Below are 21,616 nucleotides of genomic sequence, written 5' to 3'. Positions count from 1 at the left end.
ATGGTTATGAAGCAATTTATACTGCAAAAATACTTCCTCATTTTAGCGCTGGCTTTGGGCCAAAGCGTTGCATTAGCTCAGGTGCAAAACTATCCAATGTCGGTGAACACTTCGTCGTTAGGAGAGTCGGCGGTTAGTGCTCCGGCTTCAGGAATTGTTAGTCGCGCAGAAAACGACACGGTGACCATCAAGATTCACAACTCGTGTTTTCCGACGAATTTGCGAGGAGTGCCGAATCCTCTAGCGCCGAATTCGGTTTTGAAGGCGAGTTTTCAGTTAAATATTTCGGGTGTGGCTCATAATTTTTGGGTTGAGTATCCGGCAAGTCTTGTGACCGCGGCGGGAATGAAGGGGGCCAGTGTCAGCGCGATGGCTTCTTCAACGTTCTCAACAGGGACGATTTCATCGGCCGCGATTTATGGGAATACGGTCATCTTAAAAACTCCGTTTAAGGGTGGCATCACTGTCGATAATGCCGGGACGGTGACGATGCCTGCGGTGACGAAGGTGTCGATTAGTACAAGCAGTTTTGGGCAGACGGTGAAAGATTGTACGACGGGACCTATTTATGGTCACTACGGATGGTCTTCATTTATGCCGACCTATGGTTGTGGTGAGTATATGGGGAAGTCGGGGACATTGACGGCTTCAATTGGTGGTATCGCAGTTTCTACGGATAACTCGAATATTGAAATCAATGTGTCGTATCCAGGGCAGACGGGATTTTGCGGGGGCTTTTGGTCGCCGTTGATGGTTTTTGAAAATGATGAACGTCCGCGTTTTGATAACAGCAGCAAGTTTCCACTGAACCCAGGTGGTGAGACTATGTGGCCGAACGCAGATCATCCGGGATGGTTTGTAGCCTTGGACCGAGATAGTTCAGGCGCGATCGACAAGAAGGACGAACTTTTTGGCGAGGGCGCTGAGGGCAGCAGCAACGGTTTTGAAGTTTTGAAAAAGCTCGATAGTAACAAGGACGGCCTCTTCGATGCGAAGGACAAGGAATTTAAAAACCTAGTTCTTTGGAAAGACGGAAACGGCGATGGCGTGAGCCAACCAGAGGAACTGACTAAGCTCTCTGAAAAAGTGGTAAAGATCTCTTTGAAGTACAATAAGGATACGGTCCGTCTATTGGGCAAACACGCAGAAGAGCGTGAGCGCTCGACCTATTGGTTCAAAGACGAAAGCGGCAAAACCAAAAAAGGCCAAATCATAGACGTCTGGATCGCCCCAAAATAAAAACTACGTCCATTAGTTAAAAAGCTAAAGATTTCTCAAAATGAGATACCAGTTTTAGATAGGGTGGTGTTGGGGCTCAGCTCTCGGGTTTAAGCTTCGTCAGTGCCCATTTGGCGAGTTCGCCGAGTTTTGGGTGGTCTAACAAGGCTTCGATTTCTGGAGCCAAGGATGCCAGGTTTCGGTTGTTTGCGACGATAATGGCATTGCGTTTTAGGCCGAAGCCTCCCGCTCTCGACAAAGCAGTTCCTTGGAAGCTTCGCTCTAAGGACTTGCCAGAGCTCGCTAATAGCCATCTTAGCTCTTCTTCCAATGCTTTCGCCTGATCTTCAGTTTTGTTTTCGATAAGTTCTGTGCTTAGTTGATTTTTGAAGGCCTTCTGATTCCATGGACACGTTGTCTGACACAAATCACAACCGAAAAGCCAATCGCCTATTTTTTCTCTTAGTTCAACGGGTGGCAGTTCTCTAGATTCAATCGTCAGATAGGAAATGCATTTACGTGCATCTAATTTTCGAGGTTCCGTGATGGCACCCGTTGGACAGATGTCAATACAACGCGTGCACGTTCCGCAAAAGTCATGAACCGGAGTTACATCCAAAGTTAATGGAAGACTTGAATAAATCTCGCCAATAAAAAACAAGCTGCCCTTTTTCGGGTGAATCACACATGTGTTCTTTCCCACCCAGCCTAGGCCCGCACGATATGCTAAATCACGCTCCAGCACCGGACTGCTGTCCGTCATCGGCACGAACTCCTCATCAGGATAAAGACCCTTCAAATCGTCACAGATGTTTTGTAGCTTCGCTTTAAACCACAAATGATAATCATAACCTTGAGCATACAAACTGACGCGAGCTTCCTTTAACGGGAAGTTTTCAGGTTGTGCAGGATGAGGATAGTAGGGGACGGCAAATACCAAAGCCGATTGTGCCTTTGGCCATTTTGTCTGAGGTTTCTCTTTGATTGGGGCATGGCTTGATAAATACTCCATATTCCCATGCAGTCCCTCGGCAATCCAGTTTTCATAGACCTCAAAACTTAAAGGGCGACTTAAAGAACTGACCCCATAGTGTGAAAATCCCAACTCTTGAGATTTTCCATCTAAATAATTTTGCAGTTCTTCGAGTTTCATAGCCAAAAGAGCTTTCCATTCCTAAAAATCACAGGGTATCCTGGCAATGAATGAATATCCAATCTCATCCCCATTGGCCAGCCCTAGAAAAAATTTATCACACATTGGTGAACAATGGCCACAAAGCTTATTTAGCCGGTGGCTGCGTCCGCGATGCCCTTCTTGGTAAACAAGCCAATGACTTGGATCTGGCGACGGATGCCACCCCTGATGCCATCGAGAAGATTTTCCCGAAGACAGTCGCCGTTGGTAAAGCGTTTGGCGTTATGCTGGTGATTGAAGAGGGGATTTCATTTGAGGTTGCAACCTTCCGTTCTGACGGAGCTTATGCCGACGGCCGCAGGCCCGATTCTGTCGTGTTCACAACTCCTGAGGAAGATGCTCGTCGCCGTGACTTCACGGTGAATGCGCTTTTTTATGATCTTAACCAAGGTCGAGTTTTGGATTTCGTGGGTGGTGTTAAGGATTTAGCAGATAAAAAGATCAAAGCTGTTGGTGTTCCGGAAGAGCGTTTTAAAGAAGATCATCTTCGACTTTTGAGAGCGGTTCGTTTTGCCGCGCAATTAGACTTTGAAATCGATGCCGAGACTCTTGCTGCAACAAAACGCCTTGCTGCCAACGTGAAAACTGTCAGTGCAGAGAGAGTGCACGAAGAAACTCTGAAGCTTTTAAAGACCGATCATGCACTGAAAGGCTTAAACCTCATGCATGAAACTGGTTTGGGAAAAGCGCTCTTTCCGGGATGGCAAGGGGTGTTTGCAAAATCTCAACAAGCATATCAGACTCTGTTCGCAACCCCAGATAAAGACGAGACTTTTGCGTGGATGCGGTTCCTATCTCCGTGGGCTTTGCAAAAAGATTTAGAGTGGGTGTGGATTTTGGATAATTATCGTTTTCCGCGCATCATGCATCGGCACTTGAAAAGAGCCTTGGAACATATTGAAAATCCGAAACATTTCTTTCTTTCAACACCGGGCGAACAATTATCTTTGCTCGGAGAAGAAAGCGTTAGGCTCTTTATTCGAATTTGCAGTCAGCTTGCAATCGAGAAAACCGCCAGCGATCGTCTGTTGAAGCAGTGGCAAGCTTGGGGCGAAAAAATGCCAGAGGCCTGGGTGCAGGGTGATGATCTTAAAGGACACTTCGAGGGTAGAGAGCTAGGTACTTGGTTGCACAAGTGTTTTGTTTGGCAGTTGGAGGGGCGCTATTCTTCGCGCGAAGAAATGCTTGCTCAAGTTCCTAATTTTTTGAAGACCTGAGTCACGGTCACAAGATCCACATAAGCTTTGCCGGAGATCGCGTCTGTTCGAATCGAAGTAATGGCCGCTTTCGGCGTCATTCCAAGTTGTTCACCATCAAGGGCTGTGAGTTCCAAAAAGCGCATCGCAAGACGCATGACTTTTCCTAATGGATCCATACGAGCAGTTTCAAGGCCATGCGGAAACCCACTGCCGTCGGCATTTTCTTGGTGCTGAACGATAGCGTTTGAGGCCTCTGCCGGAAGCGGAACTTTCTTAGACTTAATTAAAATGACAGAGCGATCCGGGTAGAGTTTGTATTCGTCCGTCTCTTCGGGCGACAAGTTCTGAGGGGTTTTTCCGTTTGCACTTGCCGGCATTTGCGCAAGGCCCACATTGTGTAGAAGCCCTGCTAAAGCCGCATTTTCAATTTGCTCAGCCGACATGCCGAGCAGAGCAGCAAAGTTAGACGCAAAAACAGCTAAGCCAATCGCATCTTGATAGGTGCTTCTGCTGTGTCCTACAAAGCGGTAAATTTCGCGAACGCGTTCGTCGGCATTTTTCTCTTTGATAATTTCAAGCTCTGTGAGGATTTCGCGGCAGCGGTCATAGATCACTTTGCCTTTTTGAAAGTCCGACATTTCGGCATCTAAAAACTCGGAAATGATTTCGTGAATCAGTTTTTTAGATTTAAAAACCTTCTCGGTCATCGGGGACGAGTCCGGAACGTCCTTCATGCTATGTATGGTGCGGGCGTATTCGAAGAACTCCTTCATTTGCGTCTTCTTTATATAAAGACGTTGGTGAGTAGAGTTGGATTTATCGAAAAGGCGAGAGTCAATCGTGCCGCCTTCTTTACGTACCTTGAAGCTTTTTTCATTGGAAGGCAGGTGAACGTAAATATCAAAATTGATGGCTTCTTCGGGGTTCACATCGCGAAGATCGATGGCAAAAAGCGCTGAGGCAGGCAAATCATTGCCGAAAAGGTCGACGGGAGCTAACTGCAGAACCATGTCGGTGACAAATTCCCGGTCATAGTTTGTGTGCATAATATAGTTTGCACCATTTTTCTTCAGAATTGAAAAATCCAAGGCATCTTCAGGCCCGTAAAGCACAATTAATGGGCAGTCAGGGTAGGTCATTTTCACGCTTTGCACCCACTCAGAGGTAGCCAGGGTGCCGCCGTGTCCATCGACAAGTGCTAGAATCGGCGCCATCAATTGCTGCGGATTCATGACTTCTTCGACGTTTTTAATGTGGTGAAGCTGATAAGAAGAATAGCCCTTGAGGATGTTTTGCACATCCTCCCAAAACTTATCACGCAGACTCGTAATAAGAACGTCCGTAGGGACGAATTGTGGTTTAAGGGTCATATTTATTTTATTGTTACATTTGAACGGTGATTTTAACGAAGAACGACGTATTGTTTTTAAGTTCGAAAGGAATCACAAGAGTGGCACCTTTGCTTGCCTTAGAAACAATAAATTCTCCACGAATCACGGAAGGGATTGCCATTTCAAAGTTATAGCCCATTTGATTCAAGGCTGTTTTGGCAGTTCCGTAAATCATATTAGTAAGCTCACCAACAGCATCAGAAACTTCATTTGTAAGCTCTGAGTGCTTTTCGCCGAGCATGTTCTCCATAATATGGAAGATCGCCGGTTTCGTGTAACTAATTAAAAGAGTTCCCTTGAGTGGGGGAGCAATCATGCCCACCATTCCTGCGATTTCACCAGTAGCAGTGAACTCAGGTTCAATAAATGGTTTACCCACTTTAGCTTCAGTTTGAGCGATCGTAGCGAGAGTTTTGATCACACCATCAACGAAAGCATGGAGCAGGCGCTTATCAAAAAGCGGGTTCGTGACTTCTTCAGTTTTCTTGGCTGCTGCAGACATGGTTTATCCTTTGTTTGATGAGGTGAGGGTTTACGACGCTTTTGCTGCAGGAGCTGCAGAATGACGTTGATAAACTCTCTCCATCTTCGCTTTAAGGGTCGCTGCGTTGAATGGTTTTACAACGTAGTCAGACACACCGGCTTTAGCGGCTTCTAGAATATGTTTTTGTTCACTTTCAGCTGTTACAAGCATGAAAGGCATGTTTTTTAGGTTTGCATCGGCTTTGCAGGCTTTTAAGAGGTCGATTCCTGTCATTCCTGGCATATTCCAGTCAGAGATCACGAATCCAAAGGGGCTTCCGCTTGTTGCTGCTGCTTGCAATATCGGCAGGGCGTTCTTACCATCGTCTGACTCTTCAACGTTGGTATAGCCTAGTTCATTTAGGACTTTTTTGATAATTTTGCGCATTGTTGCGAAATCATCGACCACTAAGAATTTGGTGTCGTTAGGAAACATAATATACCCTCGCCGGTTAATTCTAGAAAATTTAGTATCTTTTCGGTCTAGTTTTTTAAAACTAGAGTCCAAGAGTCTTGCTAAAAAAAGATTTTGTTGTAAGACTTGAATCTAGGTGGGGTGCTTCAAATTAGGGCATAGGTACAGTCTAAGGATAGACACTAGTCCTAAAATGAGTCGTAAAACCAGACCAAATAAATAGAACAAACAAAAAACGGTTAACGAAGATAAACAATTAGCGGGAGGGAGCAAGGATGCTCAGAGATGTCCTGATTCAAAAAGGTCTTTCGAATAGAGAGGCAGAGGTTGCTGAATTAGTAAGCAAAGGCTTGTCCAACAAGGAAGTTGCGAACCAGCTTTTCGTCACTGAAAAAACAGTGAAATTCCACCTTACAAATATCTACAAAAAAATGAACGTGAAGTCACGCGCCCAATTGATCGTATGGTGCTTGCCTCATCTTGGTTTCGTGGAGAACGAAGTTCGCACGGAAACAAACATCAACCAAGGTGTTGCAGCTGCTGCATACAACAATCAAGCGACGCAAACAATCCCTGCAGGTCACACGACTGTAGCGGGTGCGACGACACTTCCAGGCGCTCAAAACGGTATCGGCCGCAACAACGGCAATGGCGATATCGGCGCGGGAATGTAATTTTACCTACTGAATTTTTCTGAAAGTTGAGGGTCATTATCATGGGGAACGCTAAACCAGTTTCAGCTTCCCAGGTGATAATGACCCAGTTAGTTTTACCGAGCCACACGAACGCATTGGGCTCTATCTTTGGTGGAACTATCATGTCTTGGATCGATATTGCCGCTGCGATCGCAGCTCAACGGCACTCTAATAAAGAAGTTGTTACCGCTAGTATAGATTCTTTGAGCTTTGTTGCCCCTGTCTATAAAGGCTGGGTGGTAAATCTGAAAGCGTCTGTAAATTTCACATCACGCACATCGATGGAAGTCGGCGTTCGCGTAGATGCTGAAAACCCTAAAACCGGTGAAGTTTTTCATACGGCTTCTGCTTACACAACCTTCGTGGCCTTAGGCTCTAACGGTAAGCCCATCGCTGTTCCAGATTTGATTCTAGAGTCTGAAGATGACAAGCGCCGCTTTGAAGCTGCGAAAAGACGTCGTGAACAGCGTCTAAAGAGCCGCAAAGCTGATTAAGTCTTTTGCTTCGATTGAGCGAAGCAATGGCATTGATGGTTTGATAACCCCAGCACGTTAGCAAAGATTCTCTAAAAAACAGATAGTGTGACGGGATTTTAGAAACTCCCGTAGCGTACTCTTGAAATTCATTCATGCATAAAAGGTAGTTCAAATCGTCTTGGGATTTTTTGAACTTAATCCAGCTAATGTGCTCAGCTTCAGATGTTGTTAGTAGCTGGGCGACCTTGTCTTCTAGTAGAAATGCAAAAGATTCCGAGCCGACCTCGTCGCCTGGATAGAGTTCCTCGAAAAGAACATGTCCCATTTCGTGAGCTAAAAACACAAGATTGCCAACCGTCGGAGTGCTGTTTCCGTGAATGATTAAACCTGGTGGGCTGACATCGGCATAAAATATAGAATTCTCGTTCGACAACTGAGCTCGCTCTAGATGTTTCTTGAAGTGGTTTGCGTATTCTGGAAGTAATTCTAAGAGAGATGTTTTGAGATCTTTAGAAAGCATTCTTTTAAAGAACTCGGGACTCTGTAACGTCGGCGGTTGATGCATTGAAACAGAGGACGACGCAAACTCTTGCAGAGCGGGCTGTAAGATTTCAACAAAGGGCATTTGCCAATTTTTCTGCAGAAGGTGGCGACGGTGATTTTCTCGTGCGACTAGAATCTTTTTTTCATTTTCGCCGAGACGATTACTAAGCCATTTCTTTGGAGAGTAATCCAAAGACTGAAAAAGATTTTGAATAGAAGCCGTTGAATAGTAGATCAAGCAAATTTCCATTCTGTAAGCAGTGTTAACCGTTCTTTAGGTTTCGTGACTGCGGTTACGCTGTGATAAGAGTCTTGCGAAAAGATCATTCCCACCAAAGTATTTCCCTTAGGAGCGATTTCGTTTTCAAGCTGATAACTGTCCTGACTTCGACTCCAGATTTGAAGTTCTCCTCCCATGTTGGGTTCCCAATCTGTGAGGTGAAGAAATACACCCAATTCAAATCCAGAAGTTTCATCCGTATGCTTCTCGAGTCCCTCTGTGGTGCCAAAGGTTCTGCGAAGCTGGGGGACAGAGCCATCAAATCTTTGAACACGATTCTTAACGATGTCAGAAAGAAGATCTTTCATTTGAGGCCCTAACATTCTACGCAAGACACTGGCGTCACCAATCATGCCATAGTTGTCATGATATTCGGGGCTTGATTCCCAATGGACCGTTTCAAGAGACGCCTTTTTTAGTGATTGATACTCTTCTTCAGGTAGAAAGTTCTCGATAACAAAATACGTATAAGGTTTAGAGTAAATTTTGATGTTCACGGCGAACTCCGGCTTTCTTCATGATTTGCATGATTTCTTCGTTGGTTTCTGAAGACTTTTGCGCAGGAATAAAAAGGGTTGTAGAGAAATCAATCATTTCAGAAAGTTGGTCTAAGTCGCGCAATCGATAAGGGATAGCCTGAGAACTCTCTCTCGAAGAGTTTGCTGCTTTCACTAGATAGATTGAGTGTTCCTGATTGTAGAAATTCAAAAGGTAGTTTTTGAGAAGATCCAAACGGTTGCCGCCATGCTGCCCCAAGTAGTCAGCAACAGGATTGGCGACAGAGCATACATGATAAAAGAAATGGTCACATTGCGTATTTAATTTATGTTCAAAAAGAAGTGCACGATTCACATCCACGATGCTGGTCCCATTCTCGAGAATATCCAATTGAAGAGTGTTGGCCATCACATCAAAGCTAGAGATCCCTTCGTAAACGCGCACAGAGATGTTTTTAGCTTGTCCCCAGGTTTCTAGAGCTTTCGTCAGAAAAACTCCCAAGCGTGGGTGTCCAGCTACGATGAAACTAATGTTGTTATGGCTATCCAGAGTTTTTAGGATGGTCTTCATCATATCCTTATAGTTCTCGAGGTCCGTTCGGTCGGTCTTATAATAAGGATCTAGGTTCACAAGTTTTGGAGTGTTTGGGAGGTACTGTTTTAAGAGCTCCTCAGAAGTTTCAATGAAGCAAATAGCTTCGGATGATTTCAGCACTTCGAGGGATTCCAGGGTGATTTGAGAAAATCTTTTAGTTCCGATTCCAACAATGTTCAGGTTTTTCATAAAGTCTCCTTAAGTATGTTCCTGCCATCATCAAGAAGAGTGCCAGGCTTAAAACATATATATTGGTAGCTGGGTTCTTAATCTTGGTTTTCAGTCCAAGATTTAAGAACCGTTGTCCGAAATCTCGGACAGCTTTAATGCGAGGAGTGGTTTATTTCGATTTGAGGCCCGGAAATGAGTGGCACAGATGTTGGATAAAGGGCTTGCAACGGCGAACGACGCCAAACAACTAAAAAGGAGAAACCATGAAAGACATCAACACAAATACAGAAATCAATACGCAAGAAGAAGCTATCGAGATCAAGGCTGAGCAAGGCTTTAACGAATTCGGTGGTCCAAGAATCGTAAGACGTTTGTTGAACGTGATTCCTGTCGATATCGAAGCTCTTCTTAAAGAACTTGATGAAGAAGTGTAATTGATAAAAGGCCCTCTTATACAGAGGGCCTTTTTTTGTTTTTGATGATCTTAGTTTTTTGGGAGAATTTTATGAAGTTTTTTATTAACAAAAAAGAATTTTTATCGGTCTTTGCAGTCACGCTTCTTCAGCAGGGGATGGTGGCATGCTCTACATATTTTTTGATTCAACTCACATCTTCCCAAAACAATGCCAGTGAGTTTTTATGGCAGCTTTTCGGATTTTTAGCCTGCTTAGTATTAGTCTATATTCCACTGTCATTGCAGAAGTACTGCGGCGAAAAGTGGGTTCTTTCATTGCAACGTAAATATGTTGCTCGTTTTAAACAAGCCTTTAAAGGCCGTATTGACTTAGCTGGCAACGCAACGGCTGAGGACGAAAAGTTTGGCTTTATGCAAAGAGAAGCTTTTCATGTGATTGATCAGGTGACCTTCTACTGGACGGATCTTCTGACCACCGGTCTTAATGTCTTTCTAAATATTCTTGTCATTGGCGCGACCTTAGATTCATCATTTTTTGGCGCCTATATCGTGAGTTTCTTAATTTATGGTGTGATTGCGGCTTTGGTCTCTCAAAAGCTTGGTCGCTGGAGTGGTGATGCGCAAACAGCGCGTGTCGCTCATTCGAGTGTTTTGAATAAAATGTGGTCCACGCTTTTGGTGGGAAATAAGTTGAATTTGAATCAATATAACAAACATGAAGAAACTCGTTTTGGCGAGCTTTCAGATATCGCTTTAAAAACTCGTGTGAAAATGGAAGTTGTACAGGTTTTAACTAGCTTTGCGACGATGGCTCCAATCCTGGGTCTTTTGGTGTATTTGATTGTCGATAAATTACAAAACCCGATTCTTTTGGTTCCGATGATTGCAACTTTGCATCGTCAAATTCAAATCGTTCAACATATTGAAGTTATCGGTACCTTGGGGTTACAATATCAATCTGTAAAATCCCTCGTGATGGGCTTTATGCAAAGTCTTGAGGCTCCAGAAAAACAAGACCTTCAATCTAGAATTAAAATGGATGCTATCGTTCTTAAAACTGAAAATCAGCGTACTTTAATTAAAGGCCCTAATGGGGCGGGTAAGTCGAGCTGGTTAAAGCTTAAAAAAGAAGAGCTTGGCGAAAAAGCCGTCTATGTTCCAGCGAATATGGATCTTTATTTCGAAAACATCTCAGAGGAAATGTCTAGCGGGCAGCGTGCTATGGCAGTACTTAAAGAGCTCGAAGAGGCTGGTCTTCAACAACAAGTCGTACTTCTGGATGAGTGGGATGCAAATCTTGATACTGCAAACCGTGAGCTTTTAAGTCAGGTTGTTGAAAAACTCTCTCAAGCTAACCAAGTCTACGAGATTCGCCATGGCTAATATTCAACCAGAGTTTTTAGAAAGCCTTGGTATCCATGGATTTCGCGCAGTTCAACCAAAACCTCTTTGGACTGCTCATCTTGAAAAAGCAATGTCTCTTGTCCATCGCTTGCCGAACCGTTTGGCGGTTTTAAAAACTCTTTTTCGCGAAGAACTCAAAGAGTTAGTTTGGTTGGAAGCTGCAACGCCAGAAGCCGAGCTCTTTGCTTCTGCCGCTTATCCCGAAGTGCCAGGGAAAGTTTTTCTGACTTTAGGAGTTTTTGCGTATGTGCCCCCAAATCTGGTGTCCACTTCTTTAAATTTCTATTGTGCCTTTGAAAATATGGTTCATGAGTGTCTGCACCACCGGGGCGAGAAGATCTTTCGTCGGTCTTTGCTGATTGCTCCTTGGATGGATTCAAAGGCGCAGATCCAGGTTTCCTGGCGTGAAACCCAGTGGGGATTTTCACATGCGATTCAAGCCTACTACGTCTATTTGTGGATCTTTGAACTTCGTAAGTGGTATGTTCAAGAGAATTTAGATAGCACTCATTTTGAAAGTCAGCTTAGAGAGTCTATAGATAAAGTGGCAGAAATTATTTTGGAGCTAGAGGTTCAGCTTGCGGGCGTGATGGGAGTCCAAGGCTCGCAGCTTCGCCAAGAATGTCTTCTTAATTACAAATGAGTTGTACCCATGCCAGAGCTTCTTCGGCATCTGGCGTAAGCGGGGCATTTTCGCCACGGCTTCCACGGTCTTCTAAGTCAATCTGTTGGCGAGTTTTTTCGCAATCTTTGCTGCTTGGTTTTTTACCAGAGGCCAGTTTAAAAACAGGTTCCATGCTAAAGAAGAATTTTGTAACTTTTTCTTCGGCGGTGTCGCCCTCTGTAGGGTTGGATTTTTCATATTCGCTCATCGCACTTTTGAAGTCTTTCTCGAGGTCTTTTAACTTCAGTGATTTCTTTTCGAAGATTTTTTCCTTTGCAATTTCAGAGCGGGATTTTAGCGAAAGCTCCATGAAGGTTTTGTAATCCTTGGGTGCCGCCATAGCGAATGCAGGAATAAGAAATGTAATGATTATTGAGAGACGCATGTGTCGGCTCCAAGTTCTTCCGGCGTAAATTGAAGATGCCTACATTCGGTGCTGGAAGGATCAACGCCTTTTTGAAGGCAAAGCGTTTCGCGCATTTTTCCTGCGGTTTGTTTTAGGTAGGTGCTTTCATTGTGAAGGGTTTTGATGAAAGCTTTAGTGTCTGTTCTTTCATTCACGCGGTATTTTTGTACCAACCATTTAGCATGCTTGATACCTTCGCCACCATACGCTATGGCAGCAAGCTTGCTAACAAGTTCGTCATTAGAAACCATTTTCGAAGAGCGAGTATCGAGTGCGGGAATAAGATAGTCGTCTCGCATGGTGATGTAATAGCCAATGGCGTACATCAAACTTCTTGCAAGCCCATCGCCCATACTATTGTAAGAGCATCTATTGCGAACGGGCGGGTAAGACTGAAGATCTTTCTTCGCAATACTTTTAAAGGACTGACAAGATTCTTTTTTACTACTGACAATGTCTTCAAAAATATGTTGTCCTTTGCCAGCGTCGGTCGTGAGTTCTCGAATTGCTGACGTCGTTATTTGTCCTATACCAATACCACCTGGGTAGGCGATGCTTGGGTTAAATCCGGTCTCATTATTAAGTTTTTGAAAGATGGCGCGGCTATCAATAGGGCGGCCCGGGGACATGCAATCGATCGCGTTATTAACCGCAAAATGCATGTAATCGACCATTTCATTATTCACACACTGAAGAGTGTTCCCGCCAGCTTTGCCATACTTGTTTGCAATGCTCTGCTTGTTAGGATCGAAGCCGTGTTGGGCCTCTCTTACAGTGGGGTAGCGACAAGAATATCCATCATTGCCGGGTGCTCGTTTCATCGAGGCTTCGATGCATTCACGAGAAATTTGAGGTGATTTGGATTCGACCTTTTTAGAAAGCTCTAACAGATCGGCTTTCGTGTCTTGCAGAGGAAACTCAACTTCTGGGAAAAGAGTCGAAGTGATCATTCGGCTGAGGTTGCCCATAAAGCCGAGATCTTTTTCGTTGAGAGTAAGGTCGCAGGCCGGGACATTGGCAGCTCGACGAGAATCCAAAAAAGCCAGTTTCAGTGGATCGTTATTGTCTCTAAAAGACTCTAGGAGTTTGTCATTCTTGGCAGAGGTGTTGTTGATGCAGATATTGTTAGCGGCGTTTTGATCTGAATTTCCAGCAGCGGGTTTCGCATGAACCTGCGGACTAATAAAAGTAAAAATAAGTAAAAATAAGCCCATGAAACTCATGGGCTAACTATCGGTCGAAATGTGGAATGAATGTACAATTCGGGACAATACTAGACTGGGCGAATGGCCGTCTCTAGTTATTTCACTATGAAGTCTTTCCAGCGAGTCATGAGGGCTGGAGTTAGCTGCGTGTAGCACACAGTTCCTTCAGTCGCGGTCTCTTTGCGCTGGATTTTTGTTTCGCGGTCCAGGTCGTAAATCTTAAACTCCTGAGAGCGTGGGAAGTATAATTGCACTTCTGTTTGCATCTCTTGCACGCTTTCAACCATTAGCTTTTTTAACTGCTCCATGCCTTGGCCGGTCAGAGCACTCACAAAAACTCGTGGATAAAGTTTTACTTGGAATTGTCTTTCAATCGGAGCAGCATCGCACTTATTGAAGACATGGATGATTTTCTTATCCTGCCAGTTGAATTCCTGGATCAGGTTTTCAACAACTTCGATTTGACGAAGCATATTTGGTGATGACAAGTCGATCACATGCAAAAGCACATCGGCTTCGGCACTTTCTTCAAGCGTTGCTTTAAAGGCTTCGATCAATTGCGGGGGAAGTTTGCGAATAAATCCCACCGTGTCGGTCACAACCGCAGGCGGTCCTTCCGGCAAAAAGATCTTACGAGTTGTCGGATCCAAGGTTGCGAATACCTGGTTCTTCGCCATGACTTGAGAACCAGTCAGACGATTTAGCAAAGAGCTCTTTCCAGAGTTGGTATAACCAATAAGCGCAAAGCTTGGAATTTCGTGACGTTTGCGCGAGCTTCTATGTTGAGCACGGTTCTTACTGACAGATTCCAGTTTTTTACGAATCAACGCGACTTTCTCACGAATACGACGGCGATCACTTTCAAGAGCCGTTTCACCAGGACCACGGGTCCCGATACCGCCACCTTGACGTGACAGAGATTCCATCCATGCACCGACCATGCGAGGCATTTGATCCAAAAGCTGTGCAAGTTCCACTTGAAGTTTTCCTTCAAAGGTTTGAGCACGCTGAGCGAAAATGTCCAAAATCAACTGATTGCGATCGATCACACGAGCGCCGATAGACTGTGCTAAGTTTCTGCTCTGAACGCCCGAAAGTTGATGGTCAATCACCACCAAATTCGCTTTAGACTCTTGAACCATCTCGCGGATTTCATCCACTTTTCCGGTCCCGATCAGAGTTGCCGGATTCCATGCTGGAAGAGTTTGGATCACAGATCCAACGATCTCTCCGCCCGCGGCACTCACGAGTTCTTCAAGTTCTAATAGATTTTCTTTAATTTCAGAAAGAGGTTCGGTTTTAAGGCCTACACCGACGACAATAGCACGATCACTGGCTTTGATATGGACTTGGGTTTGAGTCAAATCTCTGTATCTCCTGTGGGCCTCCATACAGCGGAAGCTCTATCTCTGTGTCTAATTTTAGCACACAGGATTTGGAGCGCAAACAAAAAATAGGTGGTAGTTATCCTCTTTTGCAGATGCCCCTGAAAACGCGACGAGCGCCCCGAAAAGAGGCATTCTGCCTCTCAAATTATGTTCGACAACGGCGGGGAGATAGTGGCAGATTTTCGGGATATGCTGAAATCGCTTGAGGTCAAACCTTTTGAAAAAAGCCTTCGGGGCCCCCGAGTTTATTTAACTCGAGCGAGTTCTTTATTAACCGATTCTCTCTGGGAAAGCATCTTAGTAGATCGGGAACTCCGCCCCCAGATCTGGCCCTGGGTGGAAAATAAAACTCAAATCCAAGACTACATGAACGAAGTCGATTCTGAACTTCCGGGGAAGGAAGTCGTGTATCTCATCGGGATGAGTGACAGCCCCGTGATCGGAGCTGTTCATATTCACTCGATCAATCATGGAGATCATAAAGCCGAACTTGGATATTGGATTCAGAAAAAGTTCGAAGGTTTTGGTTTTGTCAGCGAATCGCTGAATTTAGTGGAAAAAGAACTCAGTCGTTTAAAATTCAACAAAATGGAAATTCGCTGCAATTCTGACAACGTCCGATCTGTGCGCTTGGCGCTTAAGAATGGTTTTCGTCTAGAGGGAACTCTGGTTCAAGATTGTATCGAAGACGGACGCTATCGCGACACCATGGTTTTTGGAAAACTTCTGCAAAAGTAGTAAGCGGTCTCAAAAAATAAAAGGGCCGCTTTTAAGGGCGGCCCTTGTTAACTCAAGATTTAATGATCTTTTGTGAATAATTACTTTCTGTTTTTGAGAGCGTCTTTGATGAACTGTGCTTCAAGTGTGGTAAGGACCACAGAGTTGATAATCGCGTCCACAGTGGTCGTTCTTTGCAGAACGTTTGCAGACCTACGAACACCCATCAAGAATGGACCAATGACTTCCACTTTGCCGATTTGTTGCAAAAGCTTGTAGCAGATGTTGCTGCTCTCAAGATTTGGGAAGATCAAAATATTCGCGCCCTCTTTCAAATTGCAGAACGGGAAGATTCTTTGAACGATATCTGGATTCACAGCCGTGTCCGCTTGCATGTCGCCATCCACTGGAATGTCTGGGCGATAAGCGCGTACCAATTCCGCTGCTTTCTTCATTTTTGCAGGCGTGCCATCAGCACCTGAGAAGTTCGAGTAGCTAAGCATTGCCACACGTGGTGCAACACCAAAGTACTCAGCGATACGAGCCGCTTGCAATGCAATGATCGCACACTGTTCAGCGCTTGGGTTGATGTTCACAGTCGTGTCGGCCATCAAAAGGAACTTGTCTTCAAGAAGAACTAAATTCAAGCCGGCAGGCACGGACTCTTTAGAAACACCAATCGTGTGAAGAATAGGGCGTACAGAGTCTCCATAGTTTTGCGAAGCTCCAGTAACCATCCCATCCGCATCTCCAGTTTGCACCATCATCGACGCGAAATAGTTAGGGTCCGCCATCAAACGCTCAGCTTCACGATAGTTTACGCCTTTACGAGCACGACGGTCGTAAAGCTCTTGAGAGTAAGCTTTGTATTTTGGATGGTTTGACGGGTGGATGATTTGAATGTGCTTCAAAGCGCCCAGTAAATCCATCTTTTCCATTTTTTCGTGGATGCGTTCTGGATAACCCAAAAGAATTGGTTGGCAAATGCCTTCTTCGACCAAAGTGCGAAGAGCTTTTAGGATCTTCGTGCTGGAACCTTCTGGGAAAACAATCTTCGGAAGTTGACCGCCATTTGCTGCGATATTGCGATGAACTTTGTGCATCGCCGAGCGAATGAAGACCTTCGAAGGACCCTGAATAGCTTCCAAACGATCGCGGTAAGCATTCCAGTCGGTGATTTGTTTTGTTGCAACACCCGAATCCATCGCAGCTTTTGCAACGGCCGGAGCCACTTTCAAAAGAACACGCGGATCGAAAGGTTTTGGAATCAAATACTCGCGACCAAACTTAAAGCTTTGGCCACCGTAAGAATCAGAAACGCGATCAGGAACCTCTTCACGCGCTAGCATCGCTAGTGCATGCACAGCGGCAAGTTTCATCTCTTCGTTGATTTGAGTTGAGCGAGTATCTAAGGCACCACGGAAAATGCTTGGGAAACCAAGAACGTTATTTACTTGGTTCGGGAAGTCCGAGCGACCTGTTGCTACGATAGCATCATTGCGAATCGCTTTTGCTTTAGCGGGCTCGATTTCAGGATCTGGATTTGCCATCGCAAAGATGATTGGATCCTTCGCCATTTCTTTCAACATTTCAGGAGTCAATGCGCCCGCGGCTGACAAGCCAACAAACACGTCGGCACCGCGAAGGGCTTCCATCAAGTTGCGAGCTTCGGTCGTGACCGCAAAAGCTTCTTTGTATTTATTCATGCCGTCTTTGCGGCCTTTGTAAATAACCCCTTGAGTATCGCACATAATCAGATTTTCACGGCGAACACCCAAAGAAATGAAAATATTCGAGCAAGCGATGGCCGAAGCGCCGGCACCGTTAACAACTAAACGAATGTCTTCCAATTTTCTTTTCGTGATATGGCAGGCATTTAAAAGGGCCGCCCCAGACACGATGGCAGTTCCATGTTGGTCATCGTGGAAAACGGGAATGTTCATCTCTTTTTTAAGAGTCTCTTCGACTTCGAAGCACTCAGGTGCTTTGATGTCTTCAAGGTTGATACCGCCGAAGGTAGGCTCAAGAGCCTTGATGGCAGCAATCAATTCAGGAGTTGAGTTGGTTTTAAGCTCGATATCGAAAACATCGATACCAGCGAATTGTTTAAAGAGAATCCCTTTTCCTTCCATCACAGGCTTAGAAGCAAGAGGTCCGATATTTCCAAGACCCAATACAGCCGTTCCGTTCGAAATAACGGCGACCAAGTTTCCTTTGCTAGTGTAGTCATAAACCTTTGCGGGATCTTTTGCGATGACCTTACACGGAACCGCTACGCCTGGTGAGTAGGCCAACGAGAGGGCCTTTTCTGTGCTGCATGGTTTGCTTGAAGTGATTTCGATTTTTCCAGGCTTGCCTTTAGAGTGATAGTCCAGGGCTTCTTGGTCAAAAGCACTCAGCTGAAGCTCAGATGCTTTCTCGGTCGTCTTCTCTTTCATCTACAAAACTCCTCAAATGTAGACCATTTATGCGCAATATTTGTGCAAAAACTCTACTCGTAAAAGAATACAACAATGTACAAAGGTCTGTAGGGAGGGTCAATGAATGCGCAGATTCAAAAACCGAATGCTGCGATGAGGAAAATTCGTATTTCCAGTGTTTAAAAGAGCTTGGAGGGGGGCGTAAAAATCTGTAAGATTTTAAATACTTAATTAAACATATCGAGACTCGGGACACACAAGGAAGGTGACAATGAGTATTGCTGCAAGTAGCCCCAAAAATCCACGAGACGTGGTGATTGTCGAAGGCGTTAGAACCCCTTTTGCAAAAGCCGGAACAAAACTTAAAACCATTCACCCTGGGGAGCTTGGAAAAGTTGCTCTGAAAGAGTTGATCGCAAGAGCGAATCTCGATGTAAATATCGTCGATGAGGTTATCATCGGGAACACCGGAAACCCGGTGGATGCTGTGAATATTTCGCGCGTTGTTGCCTTGAATGCGGGCATTCCGATGAAGACATCAGCATACACAGTTCACAGAAACTGTGCTTCTGCATTGGAAAGTATCTCTAACGGTTACGAAAAAATTAAATCAGGCACGATGGATGTGATCGTTGCTGGGGGTGTTGAAAACATGTCCCAGATGCCGACGTTGTTGCCATCAAAAATCCAAGGCATCTTTGATAAACTTTTTGCAGCGAAAGGGCCGAAACAGGCGTTGCCACTTTTGTGGAAGCTCTTCAAAGCCGATGTGAAGCAAATCAAAGCTCTTCTTCAGGGCAATATGCGTGATGAATACTTCCCTGTGATCTCTGTTATGCAGGGTCTGACGGATCCATTTGTCGGTATTAACATGGGACAAACTGCCGAGATCTTGGCAAAAGAGTGGGGCCTCAGTCGCCAAACACAAGATGAGTTCGCATTGCGTTCTCACCAGTTAGCTTCTGGTAACAAAGATAAACTTCGCGAAGAGATCGTATCGACTTACATCGCTCCGGAGTACAAAGAAGTTCTTTCAGAAGATAATGGTCCTCGTGACAATCAAACGATGGAAGCTTTGGCAAAGTTGAAGCCTTTCTTTGACAAGCAAACGGGAACAATCACAGCTGGAAACTCGTGCCCAATCACAGATGGGGCGGCGATGGTGCTTTTGATGTCTCGTGAAAAAGCAGAGGCTTTGGGTTACAAGCCGGTTGCAAGAATTCTTTCTTACGGTTTTGCGGGTCTTGAGCCTGAGCGCATGGGACTTGGTCCTGCGTATGCAACTCCATTGGCGCTAAAGCGTGCAAAATTGTCTCTAAAAGATATCGGACTTGTTGAATTGAATGAAGCTTTTGCGGCACAAGTTTTGGCCTGTGTGAAAGCTATGGATTCTGACAAATTCGCTCAAGAAAAGCTGGGACTTTCTCAGAAAGTGGGCGAGATCAATATGAACAATTTGAACGTAAACGGTGGTGCGATCGCTCTTGGGCATCCAGTGGGCGCGACGGGCACTCGTATCGTTCTGACGTTGATGAAAGAAATGAAGCGCAAGAATGTTCAGTTTGGTTTGGCGACATTGTGTATTGGCGGCGGTCAAGGCGGTGCCATGATTCTTGAGAGAGAAGGATAACATCTATGAGTATGCAAGACAGTATCAGAATCGTTCCTCAGGGCGAAATTGCCGTTGTTGAGTTGGATCTTGTCGGAGAAAAAGTTAATAAGTTCTCTACGCCAGTCATGATGCGTATGAAAGATGTGATCACAGAGCTTTCGAAGTCTTCTTATAAGGCTGTGATCTTTGTTTCTAAGAAAAATAAAATCTATATCGCGGGTGCTGATATCGAGGAAATTAAAAACCTCACGACTCGTGAACAAGTGGAAGCAGCTGTGAAGGCAGGGCAAGAGATCATGAATATGGTCGAAGATTTGCCAATGCCAACAATTGCAGCGGTTAATGGCGCCTGCATGGGCGGTGGTTGCGAGTTCATCTTGGCTTGTGACTACAGAATGGCAACAGAAGACTCTTCAACAAAGATCGGTCTTCCAGAAATTCAATTGGGTATTCTGCCAGGCTTTGGTGGCTGTGTTCGTATGCCAAAATTGATGGGTCTTCAGGCGTCTTTGGATATCATTCTTGCTGGTAAATCTGTGAATGCTAAAAAAGCGATGAAAGCAGGGCTTGTTGATCGCGTTGTTCATCCAGCGATTTTGATGGATGAGGCGACTAAATGGGCGAAAGAGATCATTGCTAAGGGAAAAGGCAAAGCTGAAAAGAAATACCACCCTAAAGGGGCGGTAAATAAAGTTCTAGAAAGCTTTGTGGGTCGTGGGATTGTTTTCAAAAAAGCCAAAGAAGGTGTTTTGAAAGCGACGAGCGGTCACTATCCAGCTCCTTTGAAGGCTTTGGAAGTGATTCAAAAGTCTTATGGCTGGAGCGACAGAAGTGATGCTTTAAGAATCGAGCGCGAAGGTTTCTGCGAATTGGCAGTGACCGATATTAGCAAAAACTTGATCCATGTCTTCTATCTGACCGAGATGGTGAAAAAATCTTCGGGTGTTCCTGGGAAAGACGTGAAAGCGCGCGATGTAAAGTCTTTGGGTGTTTTGGGTGCGGGAACCATGGGTGGCGGTATTGCCTATGTGGCTGCTGACAAGGGCATCGAAGTGCGCATGAAAGATTTGAATGCGGATGCTTTGGGTAAGGGTCTTAAGCATGCCAGCGATCTTTGGATGAAGCTTTTGAAGCGTAAATCTATCGATAAATATCAATTCCGTCAGAAGATGGACAAGGTAACTGCGACGACAGACTATTCTGGTTTCGGTACTTTGGACGTTGTTGTTGAAGCAATTGTTGAAGACATGGGAATCAAACAAAAAGTGATCGCAGAGTGTGCAAGTAAAATGCGCCCAGATGCAATCATTGCGACAAACACGAGCTCTTTGAGTGTGACTGAGATGGCAAAAGGTCATCCGCGCCCAGAGTATTTTGCGGGGATGCACTTCTTCAATCCGGTGAACAAGATGCCACTTATCGAAGTTATCCGTGGTGAAAAATCCAGCGATGAAACTGTTGCAACCATTTTCGAATTGTCTAAGAAAATGGGCAAGATGCCAGTCGTAGTTAAAGATGGACCTGGATTCTTGGTGAACCGTTTGCTTCTTCCGTATATGGCTGAAGCAGCCTTCCTTTTGCAAGAGGGCATGGAAATCAAAACCGTCGATACGGCTTATGTGAAAGAATTCGGTATGCCGATGGGTCCATTTGCATTGATGGATGAAGTGGGACTCGACGTTTGTATTAAGGTTTTGAAAATCTTCAAGAAAGCCTTCGGGGACCGTGTTGAAATGGCTCCTTGCATGGAGGCTCTTGAGAAGAGCGGTCGACTTGGTAAAAAGAACGGCAAGGGCTTCTATAGTTACGACTCAGAAGGCAAACGCCTAGGGGTTGATGAGACCATTTATTCTGCATTGGGTCTTAAGGCTCCGACCAGTCCATTAAGCACAAAAGAGTGCATTGAGCGTGGTGTCTTTGCCATGGTGAATGAGTGTTCTCGTGCTCTTATCGAAGATAAGATTGTCGAAACACCTCATGAGGTGGATTTGGCTATGATCATGGGCACAGGCTTTCCTCCATTCCGCGGCGGCTTGTTAAAATACGCGGACAGCGTGGGTTTGACTTACATCGAGACCCAAATGGCTGAGTACGCGGTGCAAAGAAATGCCGCTAGACTCCGACCTGCGAATCCACTAAAGGACTTGGCGAAAGCGAATAAAAAGTTTTATACTTAATTTGTGCTCGG

21 protein-coding genes are annotated in these 21,616 nt (G+C 45.0%); 10 read left to right on the top strand and 11 right to left on the bottom strand.

All coding sequences use genetic code 11. From position 1 onward, the window contains the following. Window positions 1–6: 6 nt before the first annotated feature. Window positions 7–1,239, top strand: a complete 1,233-nt coding sequence (locus tag ACLWBB_RS11070) for an EF-hand domain-containing protein (protein WP_413287572.1) — start codon at window positions 7–9, stop codon at window positions 1,237–1,239. Window positions 1,240–1,315: 76 nt separating this feature from the next. On the opposite strand, the gene queG is transcribed toward ACLWBB_RS11070, so the two are convergent. Beyond that, on the bottom strand, window positions 1,316–2,371 hold the full coding sequence (gene queG / locus ACLWBB_RS11065) for a tRNA epoxyqueuosine(34) reductase QueG (RefSeq protein ID WP_413287571.1): 1,056 nt from the start codon (window positions 2,369–2,371) through the stop codon (window positions 1,316–1,318). A gap of 50 nt (window positions 2,372–2,421) precedes the next feature. Between queG and ACLWBB_RS11060 the strand changes: the two genes are divergently transcribed. Then, window positions 2,422–3,630 (top strand): CCA tRNA nucleotidyltransferase, encoded by a 1,209-nt coding sequence (locus ACLWBB_RS11060; RefSeq protein WP_413287570.1) that lies wholly within the window; start codon window positions 2,422–2,424, stop codon window positions 3,628–3,630. On the opposite strand, the gene ACLWBB_RS11055 is transcribed toward ACLWBB_RS11060, so the two are convergent. The 3 genes from ACLWBB_RS11055 to ACLWBB_RS11045 are packed head-to-tail and all read right to left on the bottom strand — an operon-like array spanning window position 3,603 to window position 5,961. Further along, on the bottom strand, window positions 3,603–4,982 hold the full coding sequence (locus tag ACLWBB_RS11055; protein WP_413287569.1) for an HD-GYP domain-containing protein: 1,380 nt from the start codon (window positions 4,980–4,982) through the stop codon (window positions 3,603–3,605). The genes ACLWBB_RS11060 and ACLWBB_RS11055 overlap by 28 nt on opposite strands. A 13-nt stretch (window positions 4,983–4,995) precedes the next feature. Next, the gene (locus tag ACLWBB_RS11050; RefSeq protein ID WP_413287568.1) at window positions 4,996–5,505 is read right to left on the bottom strand and encodes a chemotaxis protein CheX; all 510 of its coding nucleotides are present in this window, start codon (window positions 5,503–5,505) and stop codon (window positions 4,996–4,998) included. Between the two features lie 30 nt (window positions 5,506–5,535). After that, window positions 5,536–5,961, bottom strand: coding sequence for a response regulator (locus ACLWBB_RS11045; protein ID WP_413287567.1), 426 nt, complete (start codon window positions 5,959–5,961; stop codon window positions 5,536–5,538). Window positions 5,962–6,215: 254 nt separating this feature from the next. Here ACLWBB_RS11045 and ACLWBB_RS11040 point away from each other — a divergent pair, with 254 nt between their 5' ends. Both ACLWBB_RS11040 and ACLWBB_RS11035 read left to right on the top strand, forming a co-directional pair. Beyond that, entirely contained in the window at window positions 6,216–6,614 is a 399-nt protein-coding gene (locus ACLWBB_RS11040) for a helix-turn-helix domain-containing protein (protein WP_413287566.1), read from the top strand. Between the two features lie 80 nt (window positions 6,615–6,694). Next, a complete protein-coding gene (locus ACLWBB_RS11035) occupies window positions 6,695–7,129 on the top strand; it encodes an acyl-CoA thioesterase (RefSeq protein WP_413287565.1) in 435 nt (144 codons plus the stop codon). Here the strand turns inward: ACLWBB_RS11035 and ACLWBB_RS11030 are convergent. The 3 genes from ACLWBB_RS11030 to ACLWBB_RS11020 are packed head-to-tail and all read right to left on the bottom strand — an operon-like array spanning window position 7,011 to window position 9,215. Beyond that, window positions 7,011–7,904 carry a hypothetical protein gene (locus ACLWBB_RS11030; protein WP_413287564.1) on the bottom strand — a complete coding sequence of 298 codons (894 nt, stop codon included), beginning with the start codon at window positions 7,902–7,904 and terminating at the stop codon, window positions 7,011–7,013. The genes ACLWBB_RS11035 and ACLWBB_RS11030 overlap by 119 nt on opposite strands. Then, window positions 7,889–8,431 carry a 2OG-Fe(II) oxygenase gene (locus ACLWBB_RS11025; protein ID WP_413287563.1) on the bottom strand — a complete coding sequence of 181 codons (543 nt, stop codon included), beginning with the start codon at window positions 8,429–8,431 and terminating at the stop codon, window positions 7,889–7,891. Before ACLWBB_RS11025 ends, ACLWBB_RS11030 begins: the two co-directional genes overlap by 16 nt. Next, window positions 8,409–9,215, bottom strand: coding sequence for an SAM-dependent methyltransferase (locus ACLWBB_RS11020; RefSeq protein WP_413287562.1), 807 nt, complete (start codon window positions 9,213–9,215; stop codon window positions 8,409–8,411). The genes ACLWBB_RS11025 and ACLWBB_RS11020 overlap by 23 nt, the downstream gene beginning before the upstream one ends. Window positions 9,216–9,460: 245 nt before the next feature. On the opposite strand from ACLWBB_RS11020, the gene ACLWBB_RS11015 reads away from it, so the two are divergent. The 3 genes from ACLWBB_RS11015 to ACLWBB_RS11005 all read left to right on the top strand — a co-directional run bounded on the left by ACLWBB_RS11015 (window position 9,461) and on the right by ACLWBB_RS11005 (window position 11,659). After that, entirely contained in the window at window positions 9,461–9,631 is a 171-nt protein-coding gene (locus ACLWBB_RS11015) for a hypothetical protein (RefSeq protein ID WP_413287561.1), read from the top strand. A gap of 71 nt (window positions 9,632–9,702) precedes the next feature. Beyond that, window positions 9,703–10,995: an ABC transporter ATP-binding protein gene (locus ACLWBB_RS11010; RefSeq protein WP_413287560.1), complete on the top strand. Its 1,293-nt coding sequence runs from the start codon at window positions 9,703–9,705 to the stop codon at window positions 10,993–10,995. Next, window positions 10,988–11,659 carry a hypothetical protein gene (locus ACLWBB_RS11005; RefSeq protein WP_413287559.1) on the top strand — a complete coding sequence of 224 codons (672 nt, stop codon included), beginning with the start codon at window positions 10,988–10,990 and terminating at the stop codon, window positions 11,657–11,659. The genes ACLWBB_RS11010 and ACLWBB_RS11005 overlap by 8 nt, the downstream gene beginning before the upstream one ends. On the opposite strand, the gene ACLWBB_RS11000 is transcribed toward ACLWBB_RS11005, so the two are convergent. The 3 genes from ACLWBB_RS11000 to hflX all read right to left on the bottom strand — a co-directional run bounded on the left by ACLWBB_RS11000 (window position 11,646) and on the right by hflX (window position 14,655). Further along, the gene (locus ACLWBB_RS11000; protein WP_413287558.1) at window positions 11,646–12,065 is read right to left on the bottom strand and encodes a hypothetical protein; all 420 of its coding nucleotides are present in this window, start codon (window positions 12,063–12,065) and stop codon (window positions 11,646–11,648) included. The two genes, ACLWBB_RS11005 and ACLWBB_RS11000, sit on opposite strands and share 14 nt — an antisense overlap. Further along, the gene (locus ACLWBB_RS10995; RefSeq protein ID WP_413287557.1) at window positions 12,050–13,300 is read right to left on the bottom strand and encodes a hypothetical protein; all 1,251 of its coding nucleotides are present in this window, start codon (window positions 13,298–13,300) and stop codon (window positions 12,050–12,052) included. The genes ACLWBB_RS11000 and ACLWBB_RS10995 overlap by 16 nt, the downstream gene beginning before the upstream one ends. An 86-nt stretch (window positions 13,301–13,386) precedes the next feature. Then, entirely contained in the window at window positions 13,387–14,655 is a 1,269-nt protein-coding gene (gene hflX, locus ACLWBB_RS10990; protein ID WP_413287556.1) for a GTPase HflX, read from the bottom strand. Window positions 14,656–14,826: 171 nt separating this feature from the next. Here hflX and ACLWBB_RS10985 point away from each other — a divergent pair, with 171 nt between their 5' ends. After that, window positions 14,827–15,417: a GNAT family N-acetyltransferase gene (locus ACLWBB_RS10985; protein ID WP_413287555.1), complete on the top strand. Its 591-nt coding sequence runs from the start codon at window positions 14,827–14,829 to the stop codon at window positions 15,415–15,417. Window positions 15,418–15,497: 80 nt separating this feature from the next. Here the strand turns inward: ACLWBB_RS10985 and ACLWBB_RS10980 are convergent, their stop codons facing one another. Further along, window positions 15,498–17,834, bottom strand: a complete 2,337-nt coding sequence (locus ACLWBB_RS10980; RefSeq protein WP_413287554.1) for an NADP-dependent malic enzyme — start codon at window positions 17,832–17,834, stop codon at window positions 15,498–15,500. Window positions 17,835–18,087: 253 nt separating this feature from the next. On the opposite strand from ACLWBB_RS10980, the gene ACLWBB_RS10975 reads away from it, so the two are divergent. Both ACLWBB_RS10975 and ACLWBB_RS10970 read left to right on the top strand, forming a co-directional pair. Further along, window positions 18,088–19,446: a thiolase family protein gene (locus ACLWBB_RS10975; RefSeq protein ID WP_413287553.1), complete on the top strand. Its 1,359-nt coding sequence runs from the start codon at window positions 18,088–18,090 to the stop codon at window positions 19,444–19,446. A 5-nt stretch (window positions 19,447–19,451) separates the two neighbouring features. Further along, on the top strand, window positions 19,452–21,605 hold the full coding sequence (locus ACLWBB_RS10970) for a 3-hydroxyacyl-CoA dehydrogenase NAD-binding domain-containing protein (RefSeq protein ID WP_413287552.1): 2,154 nt from the start codon (window positions 19,452–19,454) through the stop codon (window positions 21,603–21,605). The last annotated feature ends 11 nt before the right edge of the window (window positions 21,606–21,616 follow it).

Source organism: Bdellovibrio sp. HCB337 (assembly GCF_047302465.1).
Taxonomy (GTDB): domain Bacteria; phylum Bdellovibrionota; class Bdellovibrionia; order Bdellovibrionales; family Bdellovibrionaceae; genus JACMRP01.
The sequence above is the reverse complement of the archived record's forward strand: the minus strand, read 5'-3'. Positions and strand labels throughout refer to the sequence as shown.